Annotated in this window: 9 protein-coding genes and 1 pseudogene; 6 read left to right on the top strand and 4 right to left on the bottom strand. The window is 56.9% G+C overall.

What is annotated here, in order from left to right:
* Positions 1 to 103: 103 nt before the first annotated feature.
* Complete coding sequence (locus tag RCCGE510_RS13130) at positions 104 to 1,573, top strand: hypothetical protein (RefSeq protein WP_007630605.1); 1,470 nt, start codon at positions 104 to 106, stop codon at positions 1,571 to 1,573.
* 182 nt (positions 1,574 to 1,755) lie between these two features.
* Here the strand turns inward: RCCGE510_RS13130 and RCCGE510_RS13125 are convergent, their stop codons facing one another.
* The gene (locus RCCGE510_RS13125) at positions 1,756 to 2,055 is read right to left on the bottom strand and encodes a hypothetical protein (protein ID WP_007630604.1); all 300 of its coding nucleotides are present in this window, start codon (positions 2,053 to 2,055) and stop codon (positions 1,756 to 1,758) included.
* A 305-nt stretch (positions 2,056 to 2,360) separates the two neighbouring features.
* Between RCCGE510_RS13125 and RCCGE510_RS13120 the strand changes: the two genes are divergently transcribed.
* Both RCCGE510_RS13120 and RCCGE510_RS13115 read left to right on the top strand, forming a co-directional pair.
* Positions 2,361 to 3,272: a glycosyltransferase gene (locus RCCGE510_RS13120; protein WP_007630603.1), complete on the top strand. Its 912-nt coding sequence runs from the start codon at positions 2,361 to 2,363 to the stop codon at positions 3,270 to 3,272.
* 136 nt (positions 3,273 to 3,408) lie between these two features.
* Positions 3,409 to 4,431 (top strand): glycosyltransferase family 2 protein, encoded by a 1,023-nt coding sequence (locus tag RCCGE510_RS13115; protein ID WP_007630602.1) that lies wholly within the window; start codon positions 3,409 to 3,411, stop codon positions 4,429 to 4,431.
* Positions 4,432 to 4,477: 46 nt separating this feature from the next.
* Here RCCGE510_RS13115 and RCCGE510_RS35580 read toward each other — a convergent pair.
* Positions 4,478 to 4,600 (bottom strand): annotated as a pseudogene (locus RCCGE510_RS35580) (Crp/Fnr family transcriptional regulator); the annotation flags it as partial.
* Positions 4,601 to 5,051: 451 nt separating this feature from the next.
* Here RCCGE510_RS35580 and RCCGE510_RS13110 point away from each other — a divergent pair.
* Positions 5,052 to 5,702, top strand: a complete 651-nt coding sequence (locus RCCGE510_RS13110) for a sugar transferase (RefSeq protein WP_037078665.1) — start codon at positions 5,052 to 5,054, stop codon at positions 5,700 to 5,702.
* Between the two features lie 210 nt (positions 5,703 to 5,912).
* Here the strand turns inward: RCCGE510_RS13110 and RCCGE510_RS13105 are convergent, their stop codons facing one another.
* The gene (locus tag RCCGE510_RS13105; protein ID WP_007630600.1) at positions 5,913 to 6,212 is read right to left on the bottom strand and encodes a hypothetical protein; all 300 of its coding nucleotides are present in this window, start codon (positions 6,210 to 6,212) and stop codon (positions 5,913 to 5,915) included.
* 487 nt (positions 6,213 to 6,699) lie between these two features.
* On the bottom strand, positions 6,700 to 7,809 hold the full coding sequence (locus RCCGE510_RS13100; protein WP_007630599.1) for an acyltransferase: 1,110 nt from the start codon (positions 7,807 to 7,809) through the stop codon (positions 6,700 to 6,702).
* Positions 7,810 to 8,064: 255 nt separating this feature from the next.
* Here RCCGE510_RS13100 and RCCGE510_RS13095 point away from each other — a divergent pair, with 255 nt between their 5' ends.
* Positions 8,065 to 10,383 (top strand): membrane-bound PQQ-dependent dehydrogenase, glucose/quinate/shikimate family, encoded by a 2,319-nt coding sequence (locus tag RCCGE510_RS13095; RefSeq protein ID WP_007630598.1) that lies wholly within the window; start codon positions 8,065 to 8,067, stop codon positions 10,381 to 10,383.
* Between the two features lie 142 nt (positions 10,384 to 10,525).
* Positions 10,526 to 12,319 (top strand): adenylate/guanylate cyclase domain-containing protein, encoded by a 1,794-nt coding sequence (locus RCCGE510_RS13090; protein ID WP_007630597.1) that lies wholly within the window; start codon positions 10,526 to 10,528, stop codon positions 12,317 to 12,319.
* The last annotated feature ends 62 nt before the right edge of the window (positions 12,320 to 12,381 follow it).

The raw sequence follows: 12,381 nt of genomic DNA, 5'->3' as shown, positions 1-12,381 counted from the left end.
ACAGCAGGCGGCTTTCGCCTCGAGCATCGCGCCGAAAGACAGATGCCGGTTATCGGCCACAGCGGGGCATTGGCCGCCTACCCTCCGGATCAGGATCTGAAGCATGTCGATAGAACCGATCGGTTTCATCGTTCTGCTGCTTGGTGTGCTCGGCATCATCAACGGCGCGCGCTTTGCTCTTGCCACCCTCTGCCTGTCGACGCTGCTCGGAGCCGCAGCGGCCCTCCAATTGCCCGCGCTCGGCGGCAGCAGCATCCAGCCAAGCCATCTTTTGGTGCTCTTTCTCGTTCTGGCCGCCCTGCTGCGCCCGGCTCAAACGCAGGCGGTACTGGCCAGCATCGCCTATCCAGGCCCCGGCTTCTGGTTTGCCACCTACATCCTGTTTTCCGTGGCATCGTCTTTCTTCTTGCCCCGCATCTTTGCGGGCGCGACCCTCGTCTACTCCTCTGCACGAGACGTCTCGGGGATGATGTCGACAGTGGCCGCTCCGCTGGCTCCAGGCTCGTCCAATCTCAGCCAGTCCGTCTATCTGCTCGGCGACCTTGCCTGCTTTGCCGTCGTCTCGGGGCTTACCAGGCTCGGCTATGCCCGTTTCATTGCACAACAACTGATCGTGGCGTCGCTAGTATGTTTCGCATTGGCGCTTATCGATATCGGAACCTTCCTGACCGGCCAGTCCTACCTGCTCGATGTCATCAGGAATGCCAATTATACGATGCATACGGCCGAGACGATCAGCGGCTTCAAACGCATCGTCGGTCCCTTTCCCGAAGCGAGCACTTATGGCGCGGTCGCGCTGGCCTATTTTTCCTTCACGCTTATGCTCTGGCTGGAGCGTGTTCAAAGCCGCATGGCGGGACTTGCAGCGCTTTTCATCGGCCCGACGATCGTGCTTTGCACCTCAACAACCGCCTATATCGCCGGCATCTTCATTGTCAGCTTGTTGGTGCTGTTTTGCCTGAAACGACTGATCGGCGGCCCGGCAACGACCCCGCACGTGACACTCCTGGTGATTACGCTGTTCTTGCTTCCCTGTGCCATCGTTGCACTCAGCCTCATCCCCGATGCGTGGGATTCCATTGCCGGTCTGGTGAACACCACCTTATCGGACAAGCTCCAATCGCAATCGGGCGAAGAACGGACCGCCTGGAACACGCTGGCATTGATCGCATTCGTCGATACGGCCACCTTCGGCGCCGGGCTCGGCACGGTTCGAGCCTCCAGTTTTATCGCTGCATTGCTTTCCAATGTCGGATTAACCGGCACTCTGCTCTTCGTCACTTTCCTGTGCAGCCTTTTAAGGGCCTCCAGCCGGCGCATGTCAGGCGATCGGGAAACCCACGCGATCGGAAACGCCGCGATTATGGCATGCATCGCCCAGGTCGCCTCGGCGGCGATATCAGGAAGCGGCACCGATCTCGGCCTGCTGTTCAGCACCACGGCGGGTCTGGCGGCCGGGTGCCTGGCGCCAACCAATATCTCGCCGCGACGCGCGGCCCGGTCGCTTGCCAACCGGACCCCACGGGAGACATCGACATCTCTGATGAGAGCGCCGATGTTTTCAGCACGATGATGCCCGCGCTCGAACTCCGCCGCGGCGCGGCATGGTTTCGTCAAGCCATCGACGCGCCCGTACTGGCTCGAGGCCGGTCGGCCGCGTCGGACCTTGCAATGATCGCCACGAGAAGGAGCCCGCCGGCCAAAGGCGCTCCTGCAAAACGCGCCGCAGAATATGCTGAGAGGTCTACGTCAATATCAGCCTTGCGGGCGCTCGCGGCTGGTCGCGACGCTGTCTGCAACCGAATTATTTTCCCGCAACCTGGCACTACGCCGCAAAAGCCCCGACACGAATACGCCTGTGAGGTAGCCGATTTCCATCAGCACGAGGATGGCGACACCGGAGAGGACCGCCGCAATCACGGAAGATCCATCGGCGAAAGCCACGCTGCCGAATCCGATTGCCACGAGGAATGCAAAAATTGCGAAGGCCCATGCCCGGATGGACGCCCCGGCGGCAATCGAAATGACAGCTGCCACGAGTGTGGTGATCAGCATCGCAATCCCCCTTCCGTCTGCATTCCGACACCGCTCCCGGCACCAATCGCCGGTCCGCGAAACAAGATGTCGAAACACAGCCTTGTGACAAGCAAGGCACTCTTCATGGTGAATATCTCAACAATGACCACACAAAAGCCGCCGGCAGCCAGATCCGATTCGGCCACCACCGGACTGGACGCGGCCTATATATACCGAACGGGGCCTTCATATGACAGACCCGTCGGCTCAATTCGCAACTGTTGCCTCGACTGGAAAGACAATGCCGGTTCATTTGTATCGCGCACAATCGGAAGGCTGATGACATGAACAATCAGTGCGTCGTCTACGTCACGGATGTCGAGTATTCATTTCCGACTATTCTCTCGGCGCTTCAGGCGCGCAAATTCGCAAGCCCCGCAACCGATGTCTGCATTCTCATGTCGGAACATCTCGATAATTTCGAAGAGCTGAAAGCCCTGCTCGCAACGAGCGGGGTCGACTTGGTCGATGTGACCGACGCGCTGCAGGATTCGCTCGGCAAGCTCGACGGATCGCATTTCCAGGGACGCATCAGCGTCAGCACGATGGCCAAGCTGGTGCTTTGCGAGATTTTGCCTGTCAACTATACCCAGATCATCTACCTTGATGGGGATACGCAGATCGTTAGCGATCTCGGCAGGCTCGAAAACGCCGCTGTGCCCGAAGGCAGGTTTTTCGCGGCGCGCGACTACACGGCGATCCATGATTTCCTCGACACTGGCAAGAGCAGCCACTATTTCAACGCAGGAGTCCTGAAATTCCATCGCAACGGCTGGATCGGGCAGGAGGCGCTTGAGCTTTTTGCTAAAAATCCCGAGGCTTGCGAGGGCAAGCACGATCAGGGCGCATTGAATTATGTCTGTGGCTCATCGCTGATCCTCGTATCGAACCGCTGGAACTTTCCCAAGCAGTTCCTTCATCTCGTCAATATGTCCTCCTTGGCGATCGTGCATTACATGGCGCATCCGAAGCCGTGGCACGGAACCTTCTTTCCATGGACCGATAGGGAAAGCCAAGTTTACGTCGACCTTCGCAAAGCTCATCCGATCTACAACTCGTTGTATCGCGGAATAAGCGTCGACCGTAAGATCCTGTATAAGTACCGGTCGATACGAGCGCGCATCGAACACGCAATTGAGAAAGACGGATCTGATCCGCTGGTCCAAAAGCTGCTGGTTGGCGATTACGCCGTATGATGACCCATCATTGGTTTCGCCCTGAGATGAATGACGGCGTGACCGATCTCAGCATCGCCGGTCGAGCCTTGGATTGCAGGCGGGAGCGCAACTATTCATCTATTCATCCTAGGATAGATAATGTTCAGGACAGAATATGAGTTATAGGGCTTCCGCCGCCAGTATCTCGCATTACGCGAAAGCCCGTCTGCGCCGGTCGCTCAAGGCCCGGCAGGTTCGCTATGACCTGCTGCGCGATGGGCTCACGCAGGCACGTCACGTCGTCATCTGCGTCATCCGCGACGAGGGGCACCGGCTGGCATTCTTCCTGCAATATTATCGCGATCTCGGCTTCGAGCATTTCATCTGCATCGACAACGGCTCGACCGATGGCACGGTCGAGTTGCTGTCCAGCTTCGACGATGTCTCACTTGTTTCTGCCCACGGGTCCTACAAGGCTGCGAGATTCGGAAACGACTGGATCAACGAAGTCATCAACCGGCACTGTCGGGAGAAATGGGTTCTCTATGTCGATGCAGACGAGTTCCTGGTCTATCCCCATTGCGACACACGGCCGATCGATCAATTAACCGCCTATATCGATTCCATGGGCGGCCGTTCCCTCCGCTCGGTGATGATCGACATGTACAGCCCCCATCCCGTTCTCGAAAACATATGCGAGCCTGGTCGAAATCCGCTCGAGGTCTGCAATCTCTTCGACCGGTCCGGCTATGTCGCGCATTTCGACAAACGCAACTGGACGATATGGATCAAGGGCGGCGTTCGCGGGCGAGTCTATTTCAACGACCGGCTCTGGGATGGCCCTGCGCTCAACAAGATACCCCTCGTCTATGTCGGGGGCGAACGTCTCTTTCTGAAATCATCCCACCAGGTCTGGCCGCTCTCCCTGAATTTGGGCGATATGCGCGGCGCGCTCGGCGTATCTGGCGCGCTTCTGCATTTCAAGTTCCTGTCGACCTTCGTGCACAAGGTTGCCGATGCGGCGCACCGGTCCCAACATACGGAGGAATATGCCGTATATTCCTCGAGCAAGGACGTCGATGCCTTCGTCTGTGCCGATACCGGCACCTACAGAAGCTGGAAGGACCTCTCCGATCACGGGCTCATCCAGGGTGAAGGTTGGAAATACTGGAGAAATGCCTCCGAGAGCCAAGTCTGATGCAGGTCGCCTAAATGTATATCGCCCGGGAGTGCTCGGGGCGGACCTCATGATCCAGATCCCCGCGGCCACCGTATACAACACCTGCAGGTTCGCAAGTAACCGCCTCGCCTACTCGCGACGCGCTTCCTCTAGTCTTGTTATCTGCAATGCTAATCGCCGCGTCGATACACGCAACTCCACGTAGGTTAATTCGTTATCATCGTCGGCAACATTGGCAATAATGTTAAATCAAAAAGCAAAGAAACAATAACATAGAAATCAAAAACCTAAAATATACATAACTTCTGATGATCACTCACATTTATATACGCAAACACCTACGTTAAACACTACTAAATGCCGAGATATCAAGATCTGACTGGATTTATACGCAATCCAAACAATATCGCAACGACACAACAAATCAGCATGACGGCTGATTAATCCCATTGTCGCAAATTAATACTGGTAACATTTTGATTATATAACCTGTTGCGCAAATAATATTTTAAATATTCATAAATACATCTTCGGAGATAAAGAATTTATTCACCATTATGACCTCGGTCACAGACATAGAACCTATATTAGAACAAGCTTTCGCTATGATTTCTGGGCTTCGCCCAACGGAGACGCGGATGGCGGGAAAAAATCAGGGCATCAACCGAAATGACCCTTGGCGGGATTACACCAGGGGGCGAGAGGAAGGCTATCGGTTCAATTCGTCCAAATCCCATACCATCAGCAGGGCCCTGAAGCGCGTATTGGACATAACCATCGCGGCGTCTCTCTTATTTCTTCTGTCGCCGCTCCTTCTGTCGGTAGCACTCATCATAACGTTAAGCGATAGGGGGCCCATTCTCAATTCCCATCGGCGGATTGGCTATAGGGGAAAAGAGTTCGGTTGCCTCAAGTTCCGGACGACGAGAGCCGACGCAACGGCCGGCCCGAATGTCACTCTCCTCGGCGCCATCCTGAAACGATCGAGCCTCGACAAGCTTCCCAAATTGATCAATGTGTTGCTTGGGCAAATGAGCCTCGTCGGGCCCCGCGCCATTACCAAAGAAGAGCTGCCGCGTTATGGCGAACATGCCTATGCCTATATCGCGGTCCGTCCTGGCCTGATCGGTCATTGGCAGACCAGCGAGCGCCTCAGCTATCAGAATAGCGTTTCCCTCGACGTCGAGTATCTGTGCAAATGGACGCTCGTATTGGATTTCATGATCATGGCAAAAACTCTGTCGGCCCTGCTTTCCCGGCACGCCTTACTGCCCAAAGTGGACTCGTAGAGTATTTCCGTTTTCCCCGCCGAAAGGCGTAAGCGGCCTTCAGACGTAAGCATGCTGTAATCAGCTGATTAAAAAAGGATTTTAGGCAAAAAGGCAGCCTTGAACCATCCTGTCCAGCGGGCGCAAATCGTCATCTTTGTGGAAGTTGCCTTCGTTCCTGCACGGCGGAGATATCTCACAGAGGTCGCATCCTGCTACTCAGCCATCACATTATCCGTGGGGACGCTTGCCGGTCACATGTGAGCGCTCGGTGATGGAGTCCTTTTTCCGCCGCCTTTGGAAATGCGCCCACAGGGAGTAGGCGAATAAACCCGCCAGATAGCATATTTCCATCAATACAAGCGCTTCGAGAGAGTAGGCGATCGCGTCCGAAAAGGAGGAGCCTTTCAGCAGGATCACAACACCCAAGGCAGCGACCAGCAGAAATGCAAAGATTGCAAAAGCCCAGGCGCGAATGGTCGCTCCGGCGGCGACGGAGATGGCAATCACGATGAGCGTGCTCTTCAGCATTATCCTGCTCCTCTCTTCACGCCTCCTTCAAGCCCCCGCCTGCCCTCAACGACATGACAAAACCCAAAGTCGAAACGAAGTCCGATCGAAGTATTTTATCGATTAATATTAAAATATTGCTAATAACCGCCCAGCAAACGGATCAAGCCACACGAAGAATATTTGGCTATTCCTCAGACAGGGCCATCCATCGTCTGAAATCAAAAGATGCTAGGAGAAAGCAGGAAGGGTTTAGGTATCGGATTTGTAACGAGGCGCCGCGGTGCTGCCGCGACGTTCCAGCGCCTAACTGAACATTCGTTCGATTGTTCCAAAAAGATAAATATGAACATAAGCTTGCATATGGATACTTAGGATTGCTTCTCCGCGGTGGTTGACCACGTTACAACCAAACAGGGCTCGCCGGTGATTGGCGAGCCCTGCTGATGTCTTTGCCGGTTAAGCACCGGCGATGCAATTGCCAGCCTCGCAACCGGCATCGATAAGTCTACTCCGAGACTGCGGCGGCCAATTGCCGTTTTTCGCCGCGTTGAAGACTGAGGTTTTCGAGCCAGGTGACTTGTTTCCTCAATTTCAACGCCGGCTTTTCGATGAACCTCCAGGAGAAGGCAGCAAAGCAAGTCGCAACGATGCTGCAGGCAATGCCATTCAACAACCAGTTATGCGCCCAAGGACCGAGCGCGACGAACGCCTGTTGGATGGGATATCCATAGAGGAAGACGCCGTAGGAGTAGTCGGCCCCGCGCAAAACGCCCAGCTTGCGGGGCGAGGTCAGGCCGAGGAAAACCGTGACATATCCGATAGCCGGAATGGCGATGAAATCCCCAAAGGAGGTGAACCAGTAGGCCCAGAATATCATTGCCAACGCGGCAAGGAAAATTCTCGCATCCCACAGAACCTTGTCCTTGTAGAGATAGAACGTCACCCCCACGAGAAAAGCACAGATAAGCAGATTGCCCGACGCGGTCGTGGGCATCGTCGCCCAATCGCTTTCATGTTTCCAATACCTTGCGATACCGAAGCTTACGATCAAAGCCGGCGTTGCGATAAGGGCGATCACGCGCCGCCTGACCACGCCGAGCAGAAACAGGGCGGCGATCACAGCATAACACTCGAGCTCGAAGGGCACCGTCCAGAGCTGCCCGTTCACCATCGCGGCGTCGGGATTGTCCAGGAATACCCCTGGAAGATTGAAGTGAATGTGCCCTGTGACATTCAGCAGATAGGTAAAGAACTGAGGATCGGTGAAATAGTCACGCAGGTCATACTCTGTATAGATCGCTCCGAGTATAAAGGCAGCCAGCAATACCTCTACCGCGAGAGCAGGGTAGATCCGGATAAATCGGTTACCGAGAAATGAGATCAATGTCTTCGACCGCTCAAGACTGCCGGCCACCAGGAAGCCACTCAACACAAAGAACATCGGAAGCACTGACTTGATGACAGGACGGAAGGATGACTCCCATAGGAAGAGGTCATCGCCGTACGTGACGCGGGCCGTATGTATCCAAAGCACTGAAAAGGCTAACAGTAATCGCATATAATCGAATCCTGTCGGTCGCCCGTTCGCTAGATCAAGCTTTTCGCCGAGAACCATCTGTGCCCCTTTCAGAAGTATTACTCGATTTGGAATGGCAAGCTGTTGCCGCAGATCGGCGGCCGCATCATTGCCGGGTCGGAGCCGTGTGTCAGTGACCAGAGCTACACCAGGAAAAAATTGAACGAGAGAGCTCGCCTCTCCCGAAGACGAGATAGCCGACCATCAAACCAATGGCCCTGCGCTTCCCGAGGTGCCATGCGACGGTCGGAGTTTAAATTCAGGCGATCGGGCGGCGGATTGGATGAGGAAACGATGAAATTTCTGGCCATGCTGTTCTGTATTGTTCTTGCCTTAATCGGATTGGCACTAACGGGAGGCGGCGGCGTGCTGCTCAGCCTCAGCGGCTCGCCCTATTACGCGATCGTCGGGCTTGCCTATCTGGTTGCCGCGCGTCTGCTGTGGCGCCGGAAGACGTCAGGCGCTCTCATTGTCCTGCTTGTTGCCATTTTCACCCTTCCCTGGGCATTATGGGAGTCGGGTCTCGACTTTTGGGCGCTCTTTGCACGTTTGATGTCCCCCATTGCACTGGCGGGCTTCGCCCTTCTCTTTGCACCGTCGCTTTCTCCGACCGCCAACCGCAAGTTCTTTCATGGCGGCGCCCTGTTTATCGCTCTCATCTTTGTTGCGGGTTTCGGTCTCAGCTTCGTATCGCATGGGATCATCCGCCCCTCTGCCGACATCCCCGCCTATAAGACCGCCGGGGGCGACAACGCTCCCTCCGATTGGACATCCTATGGCCGCAGCACGGCAGGAGATCGCTACTCCCCGTTCGATCAGATCAACCGCGGCAATGTTGCAAAGCTAGGCCTTGCCTGGACATATCGCACAGGAAAGGGCGAAGGCGCCGATCAGAACACGCCTTTGCAGATCGGCGATACGATCTATAGCTGCACGCCGACGGATGTGATCGCAGCGCTCGATGCAGATACCGGCAAACCTCGCTGGACCTTCGACCCCAAGGCAACGGCGCCTTACTGGCAGCGCTGCCGCGGCCTCGGTTACTACAAGATGCCGCAGGAGGCCCAATCTGCCGACGGTCTTTGCAATGAGCGTCTGGTGCAGACAACGATTGACGCCCGCCTCCTGGAGATCGACAGCAAGACCGGCGCGCCTTGTAAAGGCTTCGGGGACAAGGGCACCGTGCAGCTCTCCCAGGGCATGGGCGAAGTCAAGACAGGTTATTATTTTCAGACATCGGCGCCGCTGATTGCCCGCAATCTGATCGTCGTCGGAGGCTGGGTCATGGACAATCAGGAGGTCGGCGAACCCTCGGGCGTCATCCGCGCGTTCAATGTCGTCACCGGCGACCTCGAATGGGCATGGGATCTCGGCAATCCTCAGATCACCAAACTCCCGCCGGAGGGCCAGACCTATACGCGGGCCACGCCCAACATGTGGACGACGGCCGCATTCGACGACAAGCTTGGGCTGATCTATGCACCGCTCGGCAATACCACCCCGGATTATTACGGCGTCAATCGCCCGGCCTTCGCCGATCAATACAATGCCACATTGGTGGCGCTCGATGTCACGACCGGACGGGAGAAATGGAAGTTCCAGACCGTGCATCACGACCTCTGGGACTATGACCTGCCGGCCCAACCGGTTCTGATCGACCTGCCCGATGGCAATGGCGCCACCATGCCGGCTCTCCTGCAGACCACCAAACGCGGTCAGCTCTTCCTGCTCAACCGTCAGACCGGCGCACCGATTGCCGAGGTTCAGGAGAAGCCGGTGCCGCAGGAAGGCGGCGCGCCGGGGGAGAAAATGTCTCCGACGCAACCCTATTCCGTCGGCATGCCGACAATCGGTGCGGACCGGGTGACGGAGCAGACGGCCTGGGGCCTGACGATGTTCGATCAGCTGGCATGCCGCATCGCCTTCCGAAAGATGCGTTACGATGGCGATTTCACCCCGATCGGCCCGCAATACGCGATCCAGCAGCCGGGAAATCTGGGCGGCCTCAACTGGGGAAGTGTATCGGTCGATCTGCCCAACAACCGGGTCTTCATGAACGACATCCGCGTGCCCAGCCTCTTCGCACTCATCCCGCGCAACGAATATGTCGATTTTGCCCTCACCACGACCGCGCACGGCCCCTCCGCCCCGCAGCGCGGTACGCCTTACGCTATGGCCACCGAAATGTGGACCTCGAGGCTCCGCGTTCCGTGCACGCAGCCACCCTTCGGCACTGTCACGGCAGTGGATCTGAATACCCGCAAGATCGCATGGCAGGTTCCGGCCGGGACCGCCGAAGAACTCGGGCCGTTTAAGATCAAAACCAATCTGCCGATGCCGATGGGCCTGCCGAGTTATGCCGGCACGTCGGCCACTGCCGGCGGTGTGGTCTTCTTCGCCGGCTTCCAGGACTATTATATCCGCGCCTATGACGCCGAGAACGGCTCGGAGCTCTGGAAATATCCTCTGCCGGTCGGCTCGAGCGCCACCCCGATGACCTATGTCTCGCCTAAAACCGGAAAGCAGTATGTCCTGATATCGGTTGGTGGAGCGCCATATTCGACGGACGTCGGAGACTACGTGTTCGCCTTCACTCTCAAAGACGAACATTAGCCGCTGTCAGCGCACAAACTTACCCAACATCTCAACGTCAAACGAGCTCATCACGGGACCCGCAGCAAAGGCAATCAGGAATTGGCAACGTTGCCCGTCGCATTGTGTTATTTTGGTCTGACGAGGAACTGAGGCTACGAGCGTGACGCGGAAACTGGCGGCGATCCTGGTCGCGGATGTGGTCGGCTACAGCCGTCTCGCCGGTGCGGACGAGGATCGTATCCTGGCGCGGCTGCGAACGTTGCGCAGCGATCTGGTCGATCCGACCATCGCTGTGCACAATGGCCGTGTGGTCAAGCGTACCGGAGATGGAAGCCTCATCGAGTTTCGCAGCGTCGTCGACGCCGTGCGCTGCGCGATCGAAGTGCAGACCGCCATGGTCGAACGCAATATCGGTGTGTCTCCCGAGCATCGCATCGAGTTCCGGGTCGGGATCCATCTGGGGGATGTCGTCGAAGAGAGCGACGGCGATTTGATGGGCGACGGCGTCAATATCGCCGCACGGTTGGAGGGAATTGCCCAGCCCGGCGCCATCTGTCTCTCCGAAGATGCCTATCGCCAGGTGAAAACGCGGCTTGACTGTGCCGTTACCGATCTCGGCAAAATCCCTCTCAAGAATATCGCGGAGCCGATGCGGGCCTATTTGCTTCAGATCGGAACTGTCTCAAAGCCGCTTCCGGCACGGCAGCCGGGAGAGCCGAACCCGATGAAACCGGCATGGGCCGCAGCCGTTCATGACAAGCCCTCCATCGCCGTACTGGCGTTCAACAACATGAGCGGCGACGCCGAACAGGAATATTTCTCCGACGGGATCAGCGAGGACATCATCACCGACCTCTCGAAGCTGTCCGAATTGCACGTGATCGCCCGCAACTCATCCTTCATCTACAAGAACGTGACAGCTTCCGTGCCTGAGATGGCCAAGGCGCTTGGTGTCCGCTATGTCCTTGAAGGCAGCGTGCGCAAGGCTGGCAACCGCGTGCGGGTTACGGCCCAATTGATCGACGCCAGCAATGGCGGACATATTTGGGCTAACCGGTTTGACCGCGACCTTACCGACATTTTTTCGGTTCAGGATGAACTGACACAGGAGATCGTGACAGCGCTCAAGCTGAACCTCACCCATGGCGACCAAGACCGTTTGGGCCAGGGGCGCGCAGTCGATGTCGGCGCTTATGAGCTGCTATTGCGCGGCCGAGAGCAGGCGTCTGCCCATACCCGAACCGGAAATAGGGCCGCCCGCAGCCTGGCTGCAGACGCTATGGCCATCGATCCGGACTACATGGCGGCCCAAGCCCTCATTTCCTTCACGCATGTGCTCGACTACGTCAACGCCTGGAGCGACGATCCGGAGGCATCGCTGCAGATCGGGCTGGATCTCGCGCAGCAGGCAGTGCAAATGGCAGAAGAACAGCCCAACAGCCACTTCGCACTGGGCATGGCCTGCATGTGGAACCGCGAACTGGACCGGGGCCGGGCGGAAGTGCTGCGAGGCCTCGCCCTTTCTCCCAATTCCGCCGAACTCCTGATACTGATGGCCCATATCCAGATATTCTCCGGCGATCCTAAAGGCGCCTTGGAAACACTTGATGCATCGGTGCGGCTTGACCCGCATCATCCGGAAATTCTTTTCCAATTTCTCGCTGATGCGCATTTTTCTCTCGGTGAATATGAGCAAGCGATCGTTGCGATCGAGCAGCGGCTCCAACAAAATTCCCAATCGGAAACCGCATACGCCCTGCTCGCGTCATGTTACGGCCATCTCGGCCGGCCGGAGGAGTGCCGACGCGCTTGGGAGAAAGCGCTCCAGATCAACCCGAACTTCTCCGTCGAGCGCCGCCGCCGCGTCCTGCCATTCCGAAACCCCGAAGATTTTAACCGCCGTGTTGAAGGACTGAGCAAAGGCGGGCTGACGGTCCCGAATCTCGATCAATGAACCACCCCAGCAACGCAAAAAGCCCGCCGAGAGGCGGGTTTTTGGGTATTGCGCGTTTGATG

Origin of the sequence: Rhizobium sp. CCGE 510 (assembly GCF_000292525.1) — a bacterium.
Taxonomy (GTDB): Bacteria; Pseudomonadota; Alphaproteobacteria; order Rhizobiales; family Rhizobiaceae; genus Rhizobium.
The sequence above is the reverse complement of the archived record's forward strand: the minus strand, read 5'-3'. Positions and strand labels throughout refer to the sequence as shown.

Coding starts and splice junctions, on each gene's coding strand:
- RCCGE510_RS13130 (WP_007630605.1), top strand. CDS start 104: ATGTCGATAGAACCGATCGGTTTCATCGTTCTGCTGCTTGGTGTGCTC.
- RCCGE510_RS13125 (WP_007630604.1), bottom strand. CDS start 2,055: ATGCTGATCACCACACTCGTGGCAGCTGTCATTTCGATTGCCGCCGGG.
- RCCGE510_RS13120 (WP_007630603.1), top strand. CDS start 2,361: ATGAACAATCAGTGCGTCGTCTACGTCACGGATGTCGAGTATTCATTT.
- RCCGE510_RS13115 (WP_007630602.1), top strand. CDS start 3,409: ATGAGTTATAGGGCTTCCGCCGCCAGTATCTCGCATTACGCGAAAGCC.
- RCCGE510_RS13110 (WP_037078665.1), top strand. CDS start 5,052: ATGGCGGGAAAAAATCAGGGCATCAACCGAAATGACCCTTGGCGGGAT.
- RCCGE510_RS13105 (WP_007630600.1), bottom strand. CDS start 6,212: ATGCTGAAGAGCACGCTCATCGTGATTGCCATCTCCGTCGCCGCCGGA.
- RCCGE510_RS13100 (WP_007630599.1), bottom strand. CDS start 7,809: ATGGTTCTCGGCGAAAAGCTTGATCTAGCGAACGGGCGACCGACAGGA.
- RCCGE510_RS13095 (WP_007630598.1), top strand. CDS start 8,065: ATGAAATTTCTGGCCATGCTGTTCTGTATTGTTCTTGCCTTAATCGGA.